Origin of the sequence: Zeimonas arvi, from assembly GCF_008039575.1 — a bacterium.
Lineage (GTDB): Bacteria > Pseudomonadota > Gammaproteobacteria > Burkholderiales > Burkholderiaceae_E > Zeimonas > Zeimonas arvi.
In genome coordinates, this window is the sequence record NZ_VDUY01000001.1 from 184,349 (window position 1) to 204,929 (window position 20,581).

At 69.5% G+C, this 20,581-nt stretch carries 19 protein-coding genes; 1 reads left to right on the forward strand and 18 read right to left on the reverse strand.

Annotated elements, in window-relative coordinates; genetic code table 11:
* Positions 1-17: 17 nt before the first annotated feature.
* The 9 genes from FHP08_RS18370 to FHP08_RS00885 all read right to left on the reverse strand — a co-directional run bounded on the left by FHP08_RS18370 (position 18) and on the right by FHP08_RS00885 (position 9,285).
* The gene (locus FHP08_RS18370; RefSeq protein ID WP_187272112.1) at positions 18-878 is read right to left on the reverse strand and encodes a prephenate dehydrogenase; all 861 of its coding nucleotides are present in this window, start codon (positions 876-878) and stop codon (positions 18-20) included.
* A 3-nt stretch (positions 879-881) separates the two neighbouring features.
* Positions 882-1,976 (reverse strand): histidinol-phosphate transaminase, encoded by a 1,095-nt coding sequence (gene hisC, locus FHP08_RS00850; RefSeq protein ID WP_147702414.1) that lies wholly within the window; start codon positions 1,974-1,976, stop codon positions 882-884.
* A 92-nt stretch (positions 1,977-2,068) separates the two neighbouring features.
* Positions 2,069-3,793, reverse strand: coding sequence for a class I adenylate-forming enzyme family protein (locus FHP08_RS00855; RefSeq protein ID WP_225878983.1), 1,725 nt, complete (start codon positions 3,791-3,793; stop codon positions 2,069-2,071).
* The gene (locus tag FHP08_RS00860; protein WP_147702415.1) at positions 3,790-4,443 is read right to left on the reverse strand and encodes an ABC transporter ATP-binding protein; all 654 of its coding nucleotides are present in this window, start codon (positions 4,441-4,443) and stop codon (positions 3,790-3,792) included. The genes FHP08_RS00855 and FHP08_RS00860 overlap by 4 nt, the downstream gene beginning before the upstream one ends.
* Positions 4,444-4,445: 2 nt before the next feature.
* Positions 4,446-5,201 carry an ABC transporter ATP-binding protein gene (locus FHP08_RS00865; RefSeq protein WP_147702416.1) on the reverse strand — a complete coding sequence of 252 codons (756 nt, stop codon included), beginning with the start codon at positions 5,199-5,201 and terminating at the stop codon, positions 4,446-4,448.
* Positions 5,198-6,166 (reverse strand): branched-chain amino acid ABC transporter permease, encoded by a 969-nt coding sequence (locus FHP08_RS00870; protein WP_147702417.1) that lies wholly within the window; start codon positions 6,164-6,166, stop codon positions 5,198-5,200. Before FHP08_RS00870 ends, FHP08_RS00865 begins: the two co-directional genes overlap by 4 nt.
* Positions 6,166-7,059, reverse strand: coding sequence for a branched-chain amino acid ABC transporter permease (locus FHP08_RS00875; RefSeq protein WP_147702418.1), 894 nt, complete (start codon positions 7,057-7,059; stop codon positions 6,166-6,168). The genes FHP08_RS00870 and FHP08_RS00875 overlap by 1 nt, the downstream gene beginning before the upstream one ends.
* A gap of 121 nt (positions 7,060-7,180) precedes the next feature.
* On the reverse strand, positions 7,181-8,485 hold the full coding sequence (locus FHP08_RS00880; RefSeq protein WP_147702419.1) for an ABC transporter substrate-binding protein: 1,305 nt from the start codon (positions 8,483-8,485) through the stop codon (positions 7,181-7,183).
* Positions 8,485-9,285: a FadR/GntR family transcriptional regulator gene (locus FHP08_RS00885; protein WP_222707788.1), complete on the reverse strand. Its 801-nt coding sequence runs from the start codon at positions 9,283-9,285 to the stop codon at positions 8,485-8,487. Before FHP08_RS00885 ends, FHP08_RS00880 begins: the two co-directional genes overlap by 1 nt.
* A 149-nt stretch (positions 9,286-9,434) precedes the next feature.
* Between FHP08_RS00885 and FHP08_RS18375 the strand changes: the two genes are divergently transcribed.
* Complete coding sequence (locus FHP08_RS18375; RefSeq protein WP_187272113.1) at positions 9,435-9,602, forward strand: hypothetical protein; 168 nt, start codon at positions 9,435-9,437, stop codon at positions 9,600-9,602.
* Between the two features lie 103 nt (positions 9,603-9,705).
* Here the strand turns inward: FHP08_RS18375 and FHP08_RS00890 are convergent, their stop codons facing one another.
* From FHP08_RS00890 to gyrA, 9 genes are all read right to left on the reverse strand, one after another.
* Entirely contained in the window at positions 9,706-10,674 is a 969-nt protein-coding gene (locus FHP08_RS00890) for a branched-chain amino acid ABC transporter permease (protein ID WP_147702420.1), read from the reverse strand.
* Between the two features lie 2 nt (positions 10,675-10,676).
* Positions 10,677-11,546, reverse strand: a complete 870-nt coding sequence (locus tag FHP08_RS00895; RefSeq protein WP_147702421.1) for a branched-chain amino acid ABC transporter permease — start codon at positions 11,544-11,546, stop codon at positions 10,677-10,679.
* Positions 11,546-12,250 (reverse strand): ABC transporter ATP-binding protein, encoded by a 705-nt coding sequence (locus FHP08_RS00900; protein ID WP_147702422.1) that lies wholly within the window; start codon positions 12,248-12,250, stop codon positions 11,546-11,548. Before FHP08_RS00900 ends, FHP08_RS00895 begins: the two co-directional genes overlap by 1 nt.
* Positions 12,250-13,023: an ABC transporter ATP-binding protein gene (locus tag FHP08_RS00905; protein WP_147702423.1), complete on the reverse strand. Its 774-nt coding sequence runs from the start codon at positions 13,021-13,023 to the stop codon at positions 12,250-12,252. The genes FHP08_RS00900 and FHP08_RS00905 overlap by 1 nt, the downstream gene beginning before the upstream one ends.
* Before the next feature lie 13 nt (positions 13,024-13,036).
* The gene (locus FHP08_RS00910) at positions 13,037-14,407 is read right to left on the reverse strand and encodes an ABC transporter substrate-binding protein (protein ID WP_147702424.1); all 1,371 of its coding nucleotides are present in this window, start codon (positions 14,405-14,407) and stop codon (positions 13,037-13,039) included.
* A gap of 129 nt (positions 14,408-14,536) precedes the next feature.
* The gene (gene pheA, locus FHP08_RS00915; RefSeq protein ID WP_147702425.1) at positions 14,537-15,652 is read right to left on the reverse strand and encodes a prephenate dehydratase; all 1,116 of its coding nucleotides are present in this window, start codon (positions 15,650-15,652) and stop codon (positions 14,537-14,539) included.
* The gene (serC, locus tag FHP08_RS00920) at positions 15,645-16,784 is read right to left on the reverse strand and encodes a 3-phosphoserine/phosphohydroxythreonine transaminase (RefSeq protein WP_147702426.1); all 1,140 of its coding nucleotides are present in this window, start codon (positions 16,782-16,784) and stop codon (positions 15,645-15,647) included. Before serC ends, pheA begins: the two co-directional genes overlap by 8 nt.
* Before the next feature lie 46 nt (positions 16,785-16,830).
* The gene (locus tag FHP08_RS00925) at positions 16,831-17,820 is read right to left on the reverse strand and encodes an AEC family transporter (protein WP_147702427.1); all 990 of its coding nucleotides are present in this window, start codon (positions 17,818-17,820) and stop codon (positions 16,831-16,833) included.
* A gap of 35 nt (positions 17,821-17,855) precedes the next feature.
* Positions 17,856-20,504 carry a DNA gyrase subunit A gene (gene gyrA, locus FHP08_RS00930; protein WP_147702428.1) on the reverse strand — a complete coding sequence of 883 codons (2,649 nt, stop codon included), beginning with the start codon at positions 20,502-20,504 and terminating at the stop codon, positions 17,856-17,858.
* Positions 20,505-20,581: the final 77 nt, after the last annotated feature.

Genomic DNA, 20,581 nt, shown 5'->3' on the forward strand with positions numbered 1-20,581 from the left:
CGGCTGCGCGGAGGCGCTCAGCCCAGCCGCGAGCGCCAGCGGCTGGCGGCCGCGAAGACCTCGGCCAGCCGATCGCGGTCGCCGGCCTCGAGCGCGGCGACGATCTCGTCGACCTGGCCCCGGAAGCGCGCCGCCGAGGCCAGGCAGGCCTCGCGGTTGTCGAGCAGGATGCCGGCCCACAGGGCGGGCGAGGAGGCGCCGATCCGCGAGGTGTCGCGCAGCCCGGCGCCCGAGTATTCGATGGCCTCCTCGGCCAGGTCGCCTGCGGCGATGGCCGCCGAAAGCGCGAAAGCCACTGCATGCGGCCAGTGCGAGACCTCGGCGAAGACCCGGTCGTGCAGCGACGGATCCATCGTGCCGAAGCGCGCGCCGGTGGGCGCGAGCATGTCGCGGACCGACTCGCAGTGCTGCCGGGGCGTGGCCTCGACCGGGCAGAGCAGCCAGCGGCGGTCGCGGAATAGGCCCGCGCCGGCCGCCTGCGGCCCGCTCAGTTCCGAGCCCGCGATCGGGTGCCCAGGAACGAAGCGCAGGAAAGCTTCGCCGAGCTCGCGCCGCGCGGCGTCGATCACGCTGCGCTTGGTGCTGCCGCAGTCGGTCACCAGCGCCTGCGGCGCGAGCGACGCCTTGATCCGCGCGAACAGCGCGGGCATCTCGGGCACCGGCGCCGCGACCACGACCAGAGTCGCGCCCGCCACCGCCTGCTCGGGCGAATCGCAGGCGGTGTCCACGAAACCCAGCGCCCGCGCGACCTGCGCATCGTCGCCGGGCGAATAGCCGACGATCTCGGCCACGGTGCCGCCGGCGCGCAGCGCGGCCGCCACCGAAGCTCCGATGAGCCCGACGCCGAGGACCGCGACCTTGTCGATCGTCGCCGACACGGGTCAGCGCCCGAGCGCCGCGGGCAGCGCGGCCAGGAACCGCTCGTTCTCCTCGGGCAGGCCGATCGAGACCCGCAGCCACTCGGGCAGGCCGTAGCCCGCCACCGGACGCACGATCACGCCGGCGCGCAGCAGGCGCTCGTAGACTGCGGCCGCGTCGCCCACCCGCACCAGCACGAAGTTGCCGTACGAAGGCACGTATTGCAGGCCCAGGGCGTCGAAGGCCGTCTGCAGCCGCGCCTTGCCCTGGCGGTTGATCTCGTAGCTGCGCTCGAGGAAATCCGCGTCCCCCAGCGCCGCGATCGCGGCCGCCTGCGCCAGCGAGTTCACGTTGAAGGGCTGGCGGATCCGGTTCATCAGGCCGGTCAGCTCGGGCTGGGCCAGCGCAAAGCCCACCCGCAGCCCGGCCAGGCCGTAGGCCTTGGACAGCGTGCGCGACAGGATCAGGTTCGGGAAGCGGCGCACCCACTGGGTGGAGTCGAAGCGCAGCCCGGGGTCGAGGTACTCGTTGTAGGCCTCGTCGAGCACGACGACCACGTCCGGGGGCACGCTGGCCAGGAAGGCCTCGATGGCCTGCGCCGGCGCGAAGGTGCCGGTGGGGTTGTTCGGGTTGGCGATGAACACGACCCGCGTGTCGGGCTCGATCGCCGCGCGCATCGCGTCGAGGTCGTGGCCGAAGTCGCGTGCCGGCACCACGATCGCGCGGGCGCCCACTGCCTGCGTGGCCAGCGCGTAGACCACGAAGGAGTACTGCGCGTAGACGGCCGACTCCCCCGGCTGCAGCAGCGCGTGCGCCGCGATCTCCAGGATGTCGTTGGAGCCGTTGCCCAGCGTGATCCAGTCCTGGGGCACCGCGTAACGGCGGGCGATCTCGGCCTTGAGGTCGAAGCCGTTGGAGTCCGGGTAGCGCCCGAGCTCGTCCATGGCGGCCATCATCGCGCGCCGCGCCGACTCCGGCATGCCGAGCGGGTTCTCGTTCGAGGCCAGCTTGACGATCGAGGCCTCGTCGAGGCCGTATTCCCGGGCCAGCTCGCCGATCGGCTTGCCGGCCTGGTAGGGCGCGATCTTCCGGACGTATTCGGGTGCGTGGATGCTCATGGACGGATCCTGTGCCAAACCCGAAAGGATAACCCGGCACCGGGCGGCGGCCTTCCGGCCGGCCGGTGCCGCGCCCCGCCCGTCGCCCAGCCCTACAGCCTCTCGCGCAGCACCCGCTTGAGCAGCTTGCCGTTCGGATTGCGCGGCAGCGGCTCGGTCGTGATCGTGACCGTCTCCGGCACCTTGTAGTCGGCCAGCCGCTCGGCACAGAAGGCCCGGATGGCCTCGGCGTCGACCGCCGGATCGGTGGCATGAACGAAGGCGTGCACCCGCTCGCCGAGCACCGGGCAGGGGCGCCCGACCACGGCCGCCTCGACCACGCCCGGCATCGCGGCGATCAGGTTCTCGACCTCCACGCTGAAGATCTTGTAGCCGCCGCGGTTCAGCATGTCCTTCTTGCGGTCGAACACCCGCACGAAGCCGTCGGCGTCGACCGACCCCAGGTCGCCCGAGTGCCACCAGCCGGCGGTGAACTCGCGGGCGGTGGCGGCCTCGTCGTTCCAGTAGCCGCGCACCACCATCGGGCCGGAGATCCACAGCTCGCCGACCTCCCCCGGCGGCAGCTCGCGGCCGTCGTCGTCCACCGCGATCACGTCGGCGCAGGGCAAGGCCACGCCGACCGAGTCGGCGTGATCGCGAGTCAGGCCGGCCGGGATCATCGTGGTCGGCGACGTGGTCTCGGTGGCCCCGTAGGCGTTGAGCAAGGTCAGGCCCGGCAGCCGCGCGGCCAGCGCGTCGATCGTGGCGACCGGCATCGGCGCACCGCCGTAGCCGCCGATCCGCCAGGCGGACAGGTCGTGGACGTCGAAGTCCGGCTGCAGCAGCGCGAGGTTGTACATGGCCGGCACCATCAGCGTGTGGCTGATGCGCTCGCGCGCGGCCAGGGCGAGGAACTCGGCCGCCTTGAAGGCCGGCATCACGACCAGCGCGCCGCCGGCCGCCACGAAGGACGCGATGTTGGCGATCAGCCCGGTCACGTGACTGGCGGGCACCGCTAGCAGCGAGCGGTCTTCGGCCGCAATGCCCATGCAGGACACGAAGTGGGCGGCCGAGTGCACCACGTTCAGGTGGGTCAGCATCGCGCCCTTGGGGCGGCCGGTCGTGCCGGAGGTGTACAGGATCACCGCAGCCGCTTCCTCTTCGACCGCGGCAGCCTCGCGCAGCGGCGAGGCGGACGCCAGTTCGGAGAAGGCGAGCGAGGGTTCGCCGGGGCGCTCCTCGGGCGCGCCCTCTGGCGGCGCGCTCGGCTGGGGCGCACCGCCTGCGACGTGCTCCGGCGGCGGGCAAGCCACCCGGAGAGCCAGCATCGGCAGCTCGGCCGCCGCCGGCAGCCGGCCCGCCAGCTCCGCGTCGTGGAATACCGCCCGCGCGCCGCAGTGGCCGAGGATCCACCTCAGCCCGTCGCGCTGCTCGCGCGCGCCGATCGGAACGGCGATCGCGCCGATCCGCTGGATCGCGAACAGCGCGATCACGAACTCGGGGCGATTGGACACGAAGAGCGCCACCCGGTCACCGGCCTCGATGCCGCGGGCCGCCAGCCCGCCGGCGACCCGCGCGACCCGCTCGTCGAGTCCGCGCCAGTCGAGCCTGAGATGGCCGCAGACCAATGCCTCGCGATCGGGGTGGGCCGCGACGGTCGCGGCGAAGAGATCGTGGAACGAGCGCGCGCGCCCGACGAAACAGCGAACCACCCGATCGCCGAAATGCGCCTCGTGCCGAATCGCCGGCAGCCGGCGGTCGGCCCACCAGTTGCCCGGCCCGCTCCGCGCCGCGCCCTGCCCCGCCTGCGCCTCGATTGCGCTGCCTGTCCCGCTCACGCCGCCTTCTCCTTCGCGTTGGCGCCCCGCTCGATCACCACTTCGCGGTCGAGCATCGACGCCGCGTGGTTGAGCTCGGACTGCGCGATCACGACGGTCAGGTCCTTGCCGCGCAGGCCGAACACGACCTCCGACAGGCGCTGCGAGAGCGCCGGCGCCACGCCCTCGAAAGGCTCGTCGAGCAGCAGCAGCCGCGTGCCGACGGCCAGCGCGCGCGCCAGCGCGACCAGCTTCTGCTGGCCGCCCGAGAGCAGCAGCGCGCGGCGCTCGCGCATCTCTCGCAGCTCGGGCAGCACCTCGTAGACCCGCGCCAGGCGCTCGCGCTCGTCCAGCGTCTTCGAGACCCACACCGGCACGAGGATGTTCTCCTCGACGGTGAGCTCCGGCACCAGGCCGCGGTCCTCGGGCATGTAGCCCACGCCCATTGCCGCGCGGGCGTGCCGCGGCACGGTCGCCAGGTCGACGCCGTCCCACGAGACCCGGCCCGCGATCGGCGTCAGGTGCCCCATGATGGTTCGCAGCAGCGTGGTCTTGCCGGCGCCGTTGCGCCCGACCAGCCCGACCATGCTCCCACGCTCGACCGCGAGCGAGAAGCCGCGCAGCGCCTGCACCGACTGGATCGTCACGTTGACCGATTCGATGTTCAGCATGTTCAGGCCCCCTGCCGCAACGAGCCGGTGACGTAGCGCTGGACCTGCTCGTCGGCCAGCACCGCGTCGGGCGGGTCGTCGGCGATCACTCGCCCGCTGTAGAACGCGATCACGCGGTCCGCGTAGCGGGTCACGATCTCCATGTCGTGCTCCACGAAGAGCACCGTGACCTTCTCGGCGGCCAACGCGCCGGCGATCGTGTCCATCATCGGGAACTTCTCCTCCACCGACACGCCGCTCGTGGGCTCGTCGAGCAGCAGCAGCTTGGGCTGGCCGGTGAGCGCCATCGCGATGTCGAGCAGCTTGCGCACCCCGCCCGGCAGCTCCGAGACCTTGCGCTGCGCGTGCGCGGCGAGGTCGAATCGCTCGAGCAGCGCCATCGCCCTGGCCCGCCGCCCGGGCGAGCGGGCCGGCTTCCAGAAGGACAGCTCGCCGTCGTTGCAGGCGGCGGCGACCAGCATGTTGTCCAGTGCGGTCATGTCCAGCGCCAGCTGCGGGATCTGGAACGAGCGCGCCACGCCCAGCCGGGTGATCCGGCGCGGGCCCAGGCCGGTGATCTCCCGGCCGTCGAGCGCGATCGTGCCGGCGTCCGGCTTCAGGTAGCCGGTCACCATGTTCACGAAGGTGGTCTTGCCGGCGCCGTTGCTGCCGATCAGGCTGACCCGCTGACCGGAGGGGACCTCGATGTTCACGTCGTCGGCGGCGGTCACCGCGCCGAAGGACTTCATCAGGCCGCGGGCCGAAAGCATCGTCGTCATGCCCGGGCCTCCTGCTCGGCGCGACGCGCGACCTGGCGGTCGATCCAGAGCGAGCCGAGCCCGCGGGGCAGGAAACGGATCACGACCAGCAGGAACAGGCCCATCGCGAGCTGCCAGGTGTTCGGGAAATAGAGGTTGGAGAACGAGCGGACGACCTCGACCACGAAGGAGGCCAGGAACACCGCCAGCATGCTGTGGTGGCCGGAGAGGATCGCCACGAAGACGAACTCGCCCGAGGTGGTCCAGTAGCTGAAGTTGGGCTCGATGTGGCCCAGCGCCAGAACCGTCAGCGCGCCGCCCACGCCGCCCAGGAAGGCCGCGAACACGAAGTTCACCGCGATCGCCCCCGACACCGAGGCGCCCAGGTACTCGATCCGAAGTTCGTTCTCGCGAATGGCCAGCGAGACCATGCCGCGCACCGAGTCGCTGTAGACGCGGGCCACCGTCGCCAGCAGGCCCACCAGCACCACCGCGACCGAGTAGAGCGCGAGGTTCGCGCCTTCCGACGAGATCTCGTTGCCGAACAGCGTGGGCCGGCTCACGTTGAAGCCGTCCGAGCCGCCCATGGCCTCGGACTTGACCAGGATGCCGTAGAGCACCATCGAGATCGCCAGCGTGAGCATCGCGAAGAAAATGCCGCGATATCGCGAGAGCAAGGGCGAGAACGGCGCGGCCAGCAGCGCAGCGGCAAGGCCGCCGCCCAGCACCAGCACCACTGCGTCGGTGATGCCGGTGTGGTTGGCGAGCAGCGCGGCGGCGTAGCCGCCGGCCGCGAACACGAAGCCCTGCCCGAAGGAGACCACGCCGCTGCGCATCAGCAGCACGATGCCCATCGACACCAGGCCATGGGAGATCGCCATCGTGGACAGGAACAGCAGCCACTTGGGCATGACGAAGCCGGCGGCCAGCAGCGCCACGATGGCGGCCCCGCCGGCCAGCGCGGTCTTGAGGATCGGGTTGTCCATCAGATCTTCCTTGCCTGAACTCGCTGGAACAGCCCCTCGGGCCGGAACACCAGCACGATGGCCATCGCGATGTAGATGCTGAACAGCTCGGCTGCGGGCCAGGTGTGGACCGCGAGCGCCCGGGCCAGCCCGACGATCAGCGCGCCGATGGCCGCGCCCTCGATGCTGCCCAGGCCGCCGATGATGACGACCGCGAACGAAACGATGATCACGCCCACCGACAGGCCGGGCTGCACCGACACCATCGGCGCGGTGAGCGCCCCGGCGAGCGCGGCGAGGAAGATCCCGAACATGAAGGCGAATGTGTAGATGCGCGACACGTTCACCCCCATGCTGGAGGCGATCTCGTCGCTGTGGATCACCGCGAGCACGATCTTGCCGATGCGCGTGCGGTTCAGCCCCCACCACACGGCCAGCCCGCAGAGCACCGCCACGATGATCAGCATGAAGTCGTAGCCGACGTAGGACAGCGTGCCGAACTCGACGTTGCCGAACAGCATGTAGGGTTCGCTCACGTAGTAGGGCGTGGGCCCCCAGACCAGCTTGGTGACGTCTTCGAGGATCAGGAAGAGCGCATAGGTGACGAGCACCAGCAGCACCTCGTCGCGTCCGTAGAACACGCGCAGCAGGCCGCGCTCGGTGAGCGGCGCCAGCAGCGCGGCCACCGCGACCGCTGCCAGCAGCATGGCCACCGGAGAGAGCTCGGGCGCGAGCCCGAGGGTGGCGAACCAGCCCACGAAGGAGGCGGCCGCGTAGGCGCCCACCGCGTAGAAGCTGCCATGGGCGATGTTGAGGATCTTCAGCACGCCGAAGACCAGCGTCAGTCCGAGCGCGACGATGAACAGCCACGACGCGTAGACGATGCCGTCGATCAGGATGGTGAGTGCAAGCATCGGAGGATTCCGGGCGGGGGGCGCAGCGGCTGCGCCCCCCTGTTCGAATGCGCCCGCGGTCGTTGCCGACCTCGGGCGAAGGCACTGCGAAAGCAGCCGCCAGGCGATCAGGCCCGAGGGCTCAGCACTTCGCTCCCTTGAAGCCGGCCTTGATCCAGTCCTCGGCCTTCATGTCGGCAGGCGGGTTCACGCACTCCGCAGGGAAGCGGACGATGTCGACGATGTCGACCCGCTTCTTCTCCTTGTTGTACTGCGTGCGGCCGATCGCGGTCGGCTGGATCGCCTGATGGCCCTTGCCGTTGACCATCTGGATCTTGCCGGCCGGCGACTCCCACTCGAAGCCCTTCAGCGCGGCGGCGAGCTGCTCGGGGCTGGGCTTCTTGCCGCCGTTCGCGGCGATCGCCTTCTCGGCGACGAGCTTCAGGCCCAGCAGCGCCTGCGCCATCCGGTACGGCGCCTGCACCGGGTACACGTTGTACTTCTTCTCGTACTCGGAGAACCACCAGCGGTTGAGCGGCGTGTCGGGCGACATCAGGCCGTAGGCGCCACGGGCGCCGAGGATCACGCCGTCGGGCATCTTGTCGCCCAGGCCAGGCAGCACGTGGTCGCCGGCCGAGAGCACCACCTGCGAGCGCTTCATCAGGCCCCGCGGCGCCGACTGAAGCATCAGGGCCTGCAGGTCGCCGCCCCACAGGCTCGAGTGGGTGATCGACGCAGGCTTCTGCAGGAGCGCCGAGATCTCGGTGCCGTACTGGCCGGCGCCGAACTTGGGCCGCAGGTCCTGGCCGGTCTTCGCATTCGGATACAGCTGCTCCATCGTGAGCTGGAAGTCCTTCAGCGAGTCGTGGCCCCAGGCGTAGTCCTGGTTGATGTAGTTGATCGAGTCGACCTTGACGTTCTTCGCCTTCAGGTAGCGGCCCAGCGCCACGTTGTCCATCGTGGCGTGGGCGGCGGTGCGGAACACGTACTCGTAGTCGCGCTCCTCGAAGATCCGCGGCGTGCCGCAGTCGTAGAGGATCAGGAAACGCTTCATCTCCTCCGCCACCGGCGCCACCGCCAGGCAGTCGCCCGAACTCACGTAGCCGACCACCACGTCGACGTTCTCGCGGTCGTAAAGGTTCTTCAGCTCCTGCACCTGCTTGGTCGCCCCGCCGGCCTCGTCGACGTAGATCGCCTCGACCGTCATGCCGCCGAAGCCCTTCTTGTCGTAGGGTGCGGGCGCGGCGCCGTTGTTGAAGGCCTCGACCAGGAGCTTGGCCCCGTTCACCGCCGGGATGCCGAAGCTCTCGGCCGCCTGCCCCGACAGGAAGCTGACGACGCCGATGCGAAAGGTCTCCTGCGCCTGGGCCGTGGAAAGCCCGGCCAGGCCGAAGGCTGCCGCGACGGCGGCCGCCCCGAGCGTGGGCGCGAATCTGCTGCGTTTCATTACGGTGTCTCCTCTGTCTCTGTGGTTGCTGCAGGGTGGGAAGTGAAGCCCTGTTCGGGCCAATCGACGGGCGCCTCGACATCGAGCCGGGCCACCCGGTAACCGCGCTTGAAGTCTACGAAATGCCGGTGGGTCCAGGCTTCGGCCTCGTCGGGGTCGCGTCGGCGGATCGCCTCGACGATGCGCCGGTGCGCCTCGAGATTGCGCGCGCCCGCCTGCGGCAGCGTGCGCCGCAGTCGCTCGAAGCTCGGCGCGAGCAGCAGGCTGACCGGTTCGCGCGCGAGCATCAGCACCCGGTTGCCCGAGGCACGGGCCACCAGGGCATGGAACTGGACGTCCAGTTCGATGTAGGACTCGCCCCTGGCGAGCACCGTGTCGGTGCGGGCCAGGTTCGCGTCGAGTGCGGCGAGGTCGCGTTCGGTCGCGTGCTCGGCCGCGAGCCGGGCCGCGCGCGGCTCGAGCGTGACGCCGACCTCCCAGAGCTCGCGGAAACTGACCGCTTCCAGAACCATTGCGCGCATCGCGCGCGGCGCGAGGTCGCCCATCCCGGGCTGCGCGATCCGCAGCCGGCGGCCCGCGGCGCGAACGAGCAGGCCCTCCTGCTCGAGCAGGCGAATCGCCTCGCGGACCGTGGAGCGGTTGACCCCGAAGGTCTCGGCGAGCGCCTGCTCGGTAGGCAGCGGATCGCCCGGCTTCAGGTGCCCGTCGAGGATGCGCCGCTCGATCCGGTCGGACAGCACCCGGTAGGCCGGGGCATGCCGAAGCGGTGCGAACACTGTCGACGCAGTGCGGCGCTCCACGATCGCTGTCTCCCCCTCGCCCCGTTTACTGGTCCGGTCCGCGGAAGCACCCACGGCCCATCGTGTCTTCTTGCGGCAGACCTTCGTTCTTGCCACGGCCTTCTTGCCACAGCGTTTGCCCGATTGTCGGACAAACGATTCGAGGCTGGATGCTGAACCGAGCAGAATCCGACGTCAAGAAGATTCGATGCTGCATTGCAGCGTCGGACCTGCCCCACCGCTTCCGCGCCGGCGGCCGCGCCTTCTGCCACACGGTCGAGGCGCTCGCCGGAGCCCCGCCGATCGCCGAGCTGGAGTGCGGGATGGACGTTCGCTGAGCGACCACGGAAACGGTGCTGCGCCGGCGGCGCGAAGCCGTCGCGCCGGACCGCGGGCGGCGTCGGCGCCACCGATCCAGGCACGGGGCCGGACGCGGCGGGCTCAGGCCCGACGGCGCGCCCGGCGATCGAGCCACTCGCCCAGGATCCCCTTGGGCATGTAGATGATGAAGAAGATCAGCAGCGCGCCGTAGATCAGCAGGTCGAGCCCGTGGATCTGGTTGCCGATCAGGATGCGCAGGCCTTCGGAGAGCAGCAGCAGGAACACCGCACCCGCGGTCGGCCCCAGCATCACGAACATCCCACCGGCGATCGCGCCGAACACCATCTGCAGCGAGATGCCGATGCCCGACACGGTCTCGGGATTCACGTAGAGCTGGTACTGCGCGTACAGCACGCCGCCGATCGCGGTCATGACCGCCGAGAGCATCGCGATCCGAAGCTTCGTCTGGCTCACGTTGATGCCGATCGAGGCGGCGGCGTCTTCCTCCTCGCTGATCGCCTGCAGGGCCAGCCGGCTCATGCTGCGATCGACGCGGTGCCATACGTACAAGGCGAACAGCCAGCAGAGCAGCACCACGTAGAACCAGACCAGCTTGTCCGAGAACTGCAGCGCGTACAGCGAGCCGCTCGCGCCCTCGGCCACGCCTGGTTTCGGCGTGACGCCCAGCGAGCCGCCGGTGGTGTCGCGCAGCGCCACGATGATCAGCCGCACGACCTCGGCCAGGGCGAGCGTGACCAGCGCGAAGTAGTGGCCGACGATCTTGAAGCGGAAGCAGGGGTAGCCGATCACGAAGGCCACGGCCAGCGCGACGACGACCGCCACCACGGCGCCCGCCAGCGGCGGCAGGCCGAAGTGGTTCCACAGCATCACCACCGTGTAGGCGCCGATGCCGAAGAACGCACCGTGGCCGAGGCTCACCATGCCCAGCCGGCCCATCAGCGCCCAGCTGGTGTAGATGAAGCCCCAGAGCAGGGCCATGATCATCAGGTGCAGCGGGTAGACGCCGACCCCGGCCAGCGGGGCGATCGCCAGCAGCGCGAGCAAGACCAGGAACACGGAGCGGCCCATGATCAGCGACGCCTCGCGAACAGCCCCTCGGGCTTCCAGAACATCATGACGATGAAGAAGAGGAAGGCCAGGACATAGCCCCACTCGAGCTGGAACACGAAGCCGCCCACCGATATGAACTGTGCGAACACGAAGGCGGCCAGGAAGCCGCCGATCAGGTTGCCAAGGCCGCCCAGCACGCAGATCAGGAAGGTGATCGGCCCGAAGGACAGCCCGATCGCCGGGTGGATGTCGTACTGCAGCACCAGCAGGCAGGCCGCGAGACCGGCCAGGCCTCCGCCCAGTGCCGAGGTGACGAGGTAGATGCGGCCGGCATTCACCCCCATGAGAGGCATGATCGCCCGGTCCTGGCTGATCGCCCGGATCGCGGTGCCCATGTAGGTGCGGGTGAGGAACAGCCAGGTTGCCAGGATGGCGGCCAGCGCCACCCCGAAGGCGATCAGCCGCGCCAGCGACAGGTTGATCTCGCCCACGCTGACGCCGGGCAGGCGGATCCCGATGTTGCGGAACTCCACGCCGAAGGTCACGGTGGCCGCCGCCTGCAGGAAGAACAGCACGCCGCCGGTCACCAACAACTGGTTGATCGGCTCCGCGGACAGCACCGGCCGGATGATGAACTGGTGCAGCACCGCGCCCAGCAGCGCGACCAGCGCGATGCCGAACACGAAGGCGAGCCACAGCGGCGCCCCCTGCACCGTGTGCAGCCACCAGATCCCGTACATGCCGACCATGATCAGCTCTGCGTAGCAGATCCAGACCACGTCGATCACGCCGAAGACGAGGTTCAGGCCCAGCGCGAGCAGCGCGAGAAGCCCGCCGAGCAGCAGTCCGTTCAGCACTGCCTCGAGCAGGAAGATGTCGAAGAATTCCATCAGATCCCCAGGTAGGCCTTGCGGATCTCGTCGCTGGCGAGCAGCTCGGCAGAGGGACCGCTCATCCGGATCCGGCCGGTCTCGAGCAGGTAGCCGCGATCCACCACCTGCAGCACCTGCTGGATGTTCTGTTCGACGATCAGCACCGTGTAACCCTCCGCCCGGATGCGCTTCATCAGCTCGAAGATCGACTGAACGATCACCGGCGCCAGGCCGGCCGAGGGCTCGTCGAGCAGGAGCAACTTGGGCTTGCTCATCAGCGCGCGGCCGATGGCGCACATCTGCTGCTCGCCGCCCGACATGGTGCCCGCCATCTGCAGCCGCCGCTCCTTCATCTTCGGGAACAGCGAATAGACGAACTCCAGCCGGTCGCGATAGTGCCTGCGCGCCGCGGGCGTGAAGGCGCCCATCATCAGGTTGTCCTCGACGGTGAGCCGCGGAAACAGCCTGCGCCCCTCGGGAACCTGCGCGATGCCGAGCGACACGACCTCGTGCGCCGGAAGCGCGTTGTAGCGGCGCCCCTCCATGACGATGTCGCCGGCGCTGGCATTGATCAGCCGGGAGATCGCGCGCAACAGCGTGGTCTTGCCGGCGCCGTTGGGCCCGATCACCGCGATCGCCTCGCCGGCCTTCACCGACAGGGAAACGTCGAACAAGGCCTGGAATCCGCCGTAGCCGGCGCACAGCCCCTTGATGTCGAGCATCAACCGGCCTCCGCGGCGGACTGTTGCCGGTCGAGCTGGCGGTGCACCGCCTCGGCATCGGAACCCAGGTAGACCTCGATGACCCTGGGATCGCGGGTCACCTCGGCCGGGGCGCCTTCGGCGATCAGCTCGCCGTGGTCGAGCACGATGCAGCGGTCGATGACCTTCATGAGCACGCCCATGATGTGCTCGACCCAGATGATCGAGATGCCTCGCTCGTTGCGGATCCGCTCGAGCATCTCGGCAGCCTGGTTCATCTCGGCCTCGTCCAGGCCGCCGAGGCTCTCGTCGGCCAGCAGAAGCTTGGGCTGGGTGGCGAGCGCGCGCGCCATCTCGAGCTTCTTCAGGCCGGCGGCGCCGAGGCCCTCGACGCTCGCACCCGGGTCGCGCGGCAGGCCGATCAGTTCGAGCGCGTCGTGCGCGCGCCGCTCCGCTTCGGCACGGCCGATCTGGCCGCCGGCGCCGTAGTGGGCCGCGAGCACCGTGTTCTCGAGGATCGTGAGCTTGCGAAAGGGCCGCGGGATCTGGAAGGTGCGCGCCAGCCCGAGCTGGCAGATCCGGTACGGCGGCAGCCCGCCGATCTCGCGGCCGTCGAGCTGCACCGAGCCGGCGCTCGGCGCGTACAGTCCGGCGATCACGTTGAAGGTCGTGCTCTTCCCCGATCCGTTCGGGCCGATCAGCCCGAGGATCTCGCCCTTTTCGAGCTCGAAGGAAAGCGCGTTGACCGCCGTGAAACCGCCGAACCGCCTGGTCAGTTCCTTGACGGAAAGCACGTGGCGCTCGCCGTCACTTGGCGTAGGCGTGGCCCTTGGGAAGGGGCAGCACCGCGTCCTTGGTCTTGATCGCGTCGGGCCACACGATGTAGGTGTCCTTCGCGTTGTACTGCATGACCACCGGCGAGGAGCGCTCGTTCTGGCCGGACATCGGGTGACCGGGCGGGAAGAACTTCACGCCGTAGCCCTGGATGGTGCCGCCGACCGGAATGTCGGTTTCCAGCGAGGCCTGGCGCAGCGCCTCGGGCGAGATGCCGCCATGCTTCTTGATCGCTCGCGGCAGAACGTCGGTGAAGAAGATCCACGCCTGGTTGAAGCCCATCGACACGTGCGGCGGGACCTCGTCGGCCTTGGTCTCGGCCACGTAACGCCTGACCATCTCCTTGGTGACGTCGCCGAGCCCCGGCGCGAGGGTCTTGGGGTCGAGCAGTTGCGCCGCCACCGGGTCGACGTTGTAGATCAGGTTGGCGTCGTCCTTGAAGGTGGCGTAGAGCTTGTCGAACTGGCCGTAACCGGCGCCGTGGCCGATCAGCGCGTCCCACTTCAGGCCCTGCTCCTTGGCCTGGCGCAGGAAGAGCGTGATGTCGGGGTTGTAGCCGGTGTGCAGGATGGCGTCGGGGCGCGCGCGGCGCAGCTTGGTGACCAGCGGCGAGAGGTCGGGCGAGGTCGCGGCATAGCCCTCCTTGATCGCGATCTGCATGCCGAGCTGCTTGCAGGTGGCCTCGTTGCCGGCGGCCACGCCGGCGCCGTAGGGGCCGTCCTCGTAGATGATCGCGACCTTCAGGTCCTTGACCTCCTTGCCGAGCTTGCTCTTGGCGTTTTCGGCCAGGAACTTGCACGAGGCCTCGCCGAACTGGTCGGAGTGGACCTGGGCGCGGAAGACGTTCCTGAGGTTCTTGTCCTTGAACACGCTGGAGGCCACGCAGATGTTGGCCCACATGAAGCTCTTGGCCTGGTCGACCTTCTGGGCCATCGGCACGCAGTGCGCCGACGAGAACACGCCCATGATCATGTCGACCTTTTCCTGGTTGAGCAGGCGCTCGGTCTCGTTGATGGCCACCTCGGCCTTGCTCTGTGCGTCGGCGTAGATCGGGACGATCTTGTAGCCCTCCACCCCGCCGCGCTCGTTGATCATGTCGATCGCGTACTTGTTGCCGAGGTAGCCCGCGTGCGAGCCGCCCGCCGCCAGCGGGCCGGTCAGGTCGTAGATGACGCCGATCTTGATCTGCTTGTCCTGCGCGTGGGCCTGCCCCGGGGCGGCGAGCCCGCACACGGCCAGGGTCGCGACGGCTGCGGCGCCGACCGACAGTGCGGATGCGGAAAGTGCGGAAGCCGATTGGCGGGCGCGAGAGATCGCGACCGCAAGGCGGGTGAACGTGCGCATGCTTGTCTCCTCCAGGATCGTTGCCTGTGCGCCGCGCGGTTCATTGACGACCGCTTCGGCTTGCGGAAACAGTGTAGCCGACGGTTTTCGCCGGTGTCACGCGCTTTCGGTGCCCGCCCGACGCCCGCGTCAGACCACCGCGCGGGGATACGAACCCACGACCTTGCAGAAGGCCGAGTTGCGGCGCAGCTCCTCGAGCGCGGTCGCGACGTTCGTGTCGCTCTGGTGGCCGAGGATGTCGATGTAGAAGTAGTACTCCCATTCGCCCCGGCGCGCGGGCCGCGACTCGAAGCGCTTCATCGACACGCCGTGGCGGGCGAGCGGTTCGATCAGCGCGTGCACCGCCCCCGCACGGTCGGGCACCGACAGGATCAGCGAGGTCTGGTCGGCCCCCGTGGCCGCGCACTCGTAGCGGCCCACCACCGCGAAGCGCGTGCGATTGTTCGGATCGTCCTGGATGCTGCGGGCGACCAGCTCGAGGCCGTAGCGCGCGGCCGCGTTCTCGCCGGCGATCGCCGCGGTGGCGGCGTCGAGCGAGGCCAGCCTGGCGGCCTCGGCGTTGCTCGCAACCGGCACGCGCTCGATGCCGGGACAGTTCCGGTCGAGCCATCCGATGCACTGGGCGAGCGACTGCGCGTGCGAGACGATGCGCGTGACCCCCTCCAGCGTGCCGCCCAGGCTCATCAGGTTCTGGCGCACCGGCACCAGGACCTCCCCGCTGATCGCGAGCGAAGTCTCGAGGAACAGGTCGAGCGTGCGGTTGACCGCGCCCTCGGTCGAGTTCTCCACCGGCACGACGCCGAAGTCCACGGTGCCGGCCTCGGTGGCGCGGAACACCTCGTCGATCGTCGGGCAGGCGATCGGGTCGACCCCGCTGCCGAAGTGCTTGAGCAGGGCCTGCTCCGAGAAGGTGCCGGCCGGCCCCAGGTAGGCGACCCGCATCCTGCGCTCGAGCTCGCGGCAAGCCGACACGATCTCCCGCCAGACCGCCTCGATCGCCGCGCCGGGCAGCGGGCCCGGATTGGCCTCGCGCAGCTTGCGCATGATCAGCGCCTCGCGCTCGGGCCGATAGACCGGCGCATCGGTCGTCTTCTTCAGTTCGCCCACTTCCTGCGCGAGCCGGGCGCGCCGGCTCAGCAGCGCGAGCAGCTCGCGATCGACCTCGTCGATCCGCACGCGCAGCGAGTCGAGTCGCGGGTCGCCCTTCGCGTCGGTCGCGCCCTGAGTGTTGTCTTGCTCAGCCATGGCGGCGCTCGAAGTCCTTCATGTAGCCGACCAGGGCGCGCACGCCCTCGATCGGCATCGCGTTGTACAACGAGGCGCGCATGCCGCCCACGCTGCGATGCCCCTTGAGCTGCAGCAGGCCGGCAGACTCGGCGCCCTTCAGGAAGTCGGCGTCGAGCGCCCGGTCCTTCAGGAAGAAGGGCACGTTCATCCGTGAACGGTCCTGCCTGCGCACCCGGTTCTCGTACAAGCCGCTGGCGTCGATGTAGTCGTACAGCAGCGCGGCCTTCTCGATGTTGCGCGCCTCCATGGCGGCAACCCCGCCCTGTCGCTTGAGCCAGGCGAAGACCAGTCCGGCGACCCAGATCGCAAAGGTGGGCGGCGTGTTGTACATCGAGTCGTTGTCGGCCACCACCTTGTAGTCGAAGGCGGTCGGGCACAGCGGATGCGCCCTGCCGATGAGGTCCTCGCGGACGATCACGATCGTCAGGCCGGCCGGCCCGATGTTCTTCTGCGCGCCGCCGTACAGACAGCCGTAGCGGCTCACGTCGATCTCGCGCGACAGCACGTGCGAGGACACGTCGACCACGATCGGCACGCCGGCCGGCACGTCGGCGGGGCCGGCGCCCTGCGAAGGCGGCCGCTGGAACTCGACGCCGTCGATGGTCTCGTTGGTGCACAGGTGCAGGTAGGCGGCATCGGGCGACATGCGCCACTGCGACTGCTCGGGCACGAAGGTGTAGGCGCCGGTCTCGCCATCGCGATGAGGCGCGGGCAGCTTCGCCGCGTCGGCCACCAGGTTGACCCGGGCGTAGCGCGCGGCTTCCTTCGCGGACCTGGCCGACCACTGGCCGGTGACCAGGTAATCGGCATGCCCGCCGCCGCGCAGCAGGTTCATCGGCACGATCGCGTTCTCCGCGATCGCCCCGCCCTGCATGAACAGCACCTTGTAGTGCTCCGGGATCCGCATCAGCTCGCGCAGGTCGGCCACGGCCTGCGCGTGGATGCCCATGAACTCGGGGCCTCGATGGCTCATCTCCATCACGGACATGCCGGTGCCGTGCCAGTCGGGCAGTTCGTCGGCGACCTGGCGCAGCACTTCCTTGGGAAGCACCGCCGGCCCTGCGGAGAAGTTGTAGACGGTTTCGGACATGACGGCGGATCGTATCAAAGCGGAAGGGGTCGGGAGGCGCGCCGGCTCATCGGCCCGGCAGCACGAGCAGCAGCAGGGGCAGGCTGGCCGCGGCGATCAGCGTGGACAGGGTCACGCCGGCGCTCGCCTGCTCGGCGCCGGCGCGGTAGCGCTGTGCGAAGAGATAGACGTTCGCGCCGATCGGCAGCGAGGCGGTCACCGTGGCCACGGCCAGTGGCAGCGGCGGGAGCTCGAGCAGCCAGCGGCCGATCGCGTAGGCGACGACCGGATGCACGAAGCTCTTGAGCGCGGCCAGCGAGGCGGCCCCGCGCAAGCCCCGGCGCAGGTCGAACTGCGCGAGCGATGCGCCGAGCAGCACCAGGCAAAGCGGCGCGGCGGCGCCGGCCAGCATGCCCAGCGGCACGTCGAGCGGGCGCGGCAGCTTCAGGCCCGCCGCCGAAAACGCGAGGCCGGCCAGGATGGGCAGCACCACCGGATGGATCAGCGAATTGCGCACCACCAGGGCGACCTGGGCGGCGAGCCGGCCGCGATCGCGGTGGGGCGCCGCGTCCGCGGCGGCCCCCCCTCGCGCGTGCGCCGCCGGCGCCGCCCCGCCGGACAGCTCGATCAGCAGCGTGCCCAGCGTGAGGAAGGTCAGCGCGTGCAGCGCGATGATGGTCAGCAGGAAGGCCAGCCCCTCCTCGCCGAAAGCCAGCCGGACCAGCGGAATGCCGAGCATCGCGGTGTTCGAGAACACGCCGCACAGGGCCTGGATCACCGCCTGGTCCATCGGGACCCCGCGACAGCGCTGCACCCCCAGCACCGCGGCGAAGAGCGGCAGGCCGGCGCCGTAGTAGGCGAGCGCCGCACCCGGCGACAGGGTGTCGAACTCCACCCGCGCCAGCGCGCCGAACAGCAACGCCGGCATGAAGATCAGGAAGGTCGCGTCGGAAAGCGCGCGAACCGCCGCATCGGTGAAGCGCCCCGCCCGGGCGGCGCCGTAGCCGATCGCGATCAGCACGACGACGGGGAAGATGACCTCGAAGAAGATCGGCATCGGCGCGTCGCGCTGGGGCCCGCTGCGGGCCGGCCTCAGTCGGCTGCGCCGGTGCCGGATTCCTCGCCGTCGGCGCCGGACGCCGGGGCTCCCGGCGCGCCGGCCTGCTCCTCGCCCTCGCCGCCCTCTTCGGCCGCCTCGCTCGCGTCGCTCTCGACCACGCGCTGCACGCCCGAGAGCGTGGACCCGTCGTCGACCGCGATCAGCGTGACGCCCTGGGTGGCGCGGCCCATCTCGCGGATCTCGGAGACCCGGGTGCGCACCAGCACCCCGCCGGTGGTGATCAGCATGATCTCGTCCTTCTCGTCGACCAGCACCGCCGCCACGACCTTCCCGTTGCGCTCGGTGGTCTGGATCGCGATCATGCCCTTCGTGCCGCGGCCGTGGCGGGTGTACTCGCCGATCGGCGTGCGCTTGCCGAAGCCGTTCTCGGTGGCGGTCAGCACGCTCTGGGTCTCGTCGACGGCCACCAGCATCGAGATCACCCGCTGGCCGTCCTCGAGGTTCATGCCGCGCACGCCGCGGGCATTGCGCCCCATCGGGCGCACGTCGTTCTCGTCGAAGCGCACCGCCTTGCCGGCATCGGAGAACAGCATGACGTCGTGCTCGCCGTCGGTGACCGCGGCGCCGATCAGGAAGTCGCCCTCGTCGAGGTCCACTGCGATGATCCCGGCCTTGCGCGGGTTGGAGAAATCGGTGAGCGGCGTCTTCTTGACCGTGCCCAGGCTGGTGGCCATGAACACGTAGTGCGCCGCGTCGAAGGACTTCACCGGCAGGATCACGGTGATCTTTTCGCCTTCGGCGAGCGGGAACAGGTTGACGATGGGACGGCCGCGCGAGTTGCGCGTGCCCGAAGGCACCTCCCAGACCTTGAGCCAGTACACGCGGCCGCGGTTCGAGAAGCACAGGATGTGGTCGTGCGTGTTGGCGATGAAGAGCTGGTCGATCCAGTCCTCTTCCTTCATCGCGGTGGCCTGCTTGCCGCGGCCGCCGCGCTTCTGCGCCCGGTATTCCGACAGGAGCTGGCTCTTGATGTAGCCGCCGTGCGAGAGCGTGACCACCATGTCCTGCGGTGTGATCAGGTCCTCGGTGTCGATCTCGGTGGCGTTGAGCTCGATGTACGAGCGGCGCGGATTGCCGTACTCGGCCTTGATGCCGGCCAGCTCCTCGCCGATGATCTGCGTGATCCGCTCGGGACGCGCCAGGATGTCGAGCAGGTCGGTGATCTGGCCGATCACGTCGCGGTACTCCTGGACGATCTTGTCCTGCTCCAGCCCGGTGAGCCGCTGCAGTCGCATCTGCAGGATCTCCTGGGCCTGGGCCTCGGACAGCCGGTAGCTGTCGCCGCGCAGGCCGACCGAGGGATCGAGTCCCTCGGGCTGGAAGGCCGCGATGTCGGCGCCGGCGCGCTCGAGCATCTCGCGCGCCACGCCGGCCTTCCAGTCGCGCGCCATCAGCCGCTCCTTCGCGATGGGCGGTGTCGGCGAGGCCTTGATCAGGTCGATCATGTCGTCGACGTTGGCGATCGCCACCGCCAGGCCTTCCAGAATGTGGCCGCGCTCGCGCGCCTTGCGCAGCTCGAACACGGTGCGCCGGGTCACCACCTCGCGCCGGTGCGCGAGGAAGGCGTCGAGCATCTGCTTGATGTTGAGCAGGCGCGGCTGTCCGTCGACCAGCGCCACCATGTTGATGCCGAAGGTGTCCTGCAGCTGCGTCTGCTTGTAGAGGTTGTTCAGAACGACCTCGGGCAGCTCGCCGCGCTTGAGCTCGATGACGACCCGCATGCCCGACTTGTCGGACTCGTCGCGGATGTCGGAGATGCCCTCGAGCTTCTTCTCGTTGACCAGCTCGGCCATGCGCTCGAGCAGCACCCGCTTGTTCACCTGGTAGGGCAGCTCGTCGACGATGATCGCGCTGCGGTTGCCGCGGTCGAGCTCCTCGAAGTGGGTGCGCGCGCGCATCACGACGCGCCCGCGGCCAGTGCGATAGCCGTCGCGAACGCCCTGCACGCCGTAGACGATGCCGGCGGTCGGGAAATCGGGCGCGGGCACGAGCTCGATGATCTCGTCGATCGTGGCGTCGGCCTTGCGCAGGATCAGCAGGCAGGCGTCGACGATCTCGCCCAGGTTGTGCGGCGGGATGTTGGTGGCCATGCCCACCGCGATGCCCGCCGAGCCGTTGATCAGCAGGTTGGGAATCCGTGCCGGCAGGACGGTGGGCTCGAGCTCCTTGCCGTCGTAGTTGGGCTGGAAGTCGACCGTCTCGCGGTCGATGTCAGCCAGCATCTCGGCGGCGATCTTGTCCAGACGGCACTCGGTGTAGCGCATCGCCGCGGCGTTGTCGCCGTCGATCGAGCCGAAGTTGCCCTGCCCGTCTACCAGCGGATAGCGCAGCGAAAAATCCTGCGCCATGCGCACCAGGGTGTCGTAGATCGCGCTGTCGCCGTGCGGGTGGTACTTGCCCATCACCTCGCCGACCACGCGCGCGCACTTCACGTAGGGCCGGTTCCAGTGGTTGTTCGATTCGTGCATCGCGAAGAGCACGCGGCGGTGAACCGGCTTGAGGCCGTCGCGGACGTCGGGAAGGGCCCGTCCCACGATCACGCTCATCGCGTAATCGAGGTAGGAGCGCCGCATCTCCTCTTCGAGACTGATAGGAAGGGTTTCCTTGGCGAACTGATCCATGTGCTGCGGGGTCCCGGAGAGGAATACGAGGAGCTAAATCTTTGAATTTTAACACGCGACACCATCCCGCCCGGCCG

Coding starts and splice junctions, on each gene's coding strand:
- hisC (WP_147702414.1), bottom strand. CDS start 1,976: ATGAGCATCCACGCACCCGAATACGTCCGGAAGATCGCGCCCTACCAG.
- FHP08_RS00860 (WP_147702415.1), bottom strand. CDS start 4,443: ATGCTGAACATCGAATCGGTCAACGTGACGATCCAGTCGGTGCAGGCG.
- FHP08_RS00865 (WP_147702416.1), bottom strand. CDS start 5,201: ATGACGACGATGCTTTCGGCCCGCGGCCTGATGAAGTCCTTCGGCGCG.
- FHP08_RS00870 (WP_147702417.1), bottom strand. CDS start 6,166: ATGGACAACCCGATCCTCAAGACCGCGCTGGCCGGCGGGGCCGCCATC.
- FHP08_RS00875 (WP_147702418.1), bottom strand. CDS start 7,059: ATGCTTGCACTCACCATCCTGATCGACGGCATCGTCTACGCGTCGTGG.
- FHP08_RS00880 (WP_147702419.1), bottom strand. CDS start 8,485: ATGAAACGCAGCAGATTCGCGCCCACGCTCGGGGCGGCCGCCGTCGCG.
- FHP08_RS18375 (WP_187272113.1), top strand. CDS start 9,435: ATGCTGAACCGAGCAGAATCCGACGTCAAGAAGATTCGATGCTGCATT.
- FHP08_RS00890 (WP_147702420.1), bottom strand. CDS start 10,674: ATGGGCCGCTCCGTGTTCCTGGTCTTGCTCGCGCTGCTGGCGATCGCC.
- FHP08_RS00895 (WP_147702421.1), bottom strand. CDS start 11,546: ATGGAATTCTTCGACATCTTCCTGCTCGAGGCAGTGCTGAACGGACTG.
- FHP08_RS00900 (WP_147702422.1), bottom strand. CDS start 12,250: ATGCTCGACATCAAGGGGCTGTGCGCCGGCTACGGCGGATTCCAGGCC.
- FHP08_RS00910 (WP_147702424.1), bottom strand. CDS start 14,407: ATGCGCACGTTCACCCGCCTTGCGGTCGCGATCTCTCGCGCCCGCCAA.
- pheA (WP_147702425.1), bottom strand. CDS start 15,652: ATGGCTGAGCAAGACAACACTCAGGGCGCGACCGACGCGAAGGGCGAC.
- serC (WP_147702426.1), bottom strand. CDS start 16,784: ATGTCCGAAACCGTCTACAACTTCTCCGCAGGGCCGGCGGTGCTTCCC.
- FHP08_RS00925 (WP_147702427.1), bottom strand. CDS start 17,820: ATGCCGATCTTCTTCGAGGTCATCTTCCCCGTCGTCGTGCTGATCGCG.
- gyrA (WP_147702428.1), bottom strand. CDS start 20,504: ATGGATCAGTTCGCCAAGGAAACCCTTCCTATCAGTCTCGAAGAGGAG.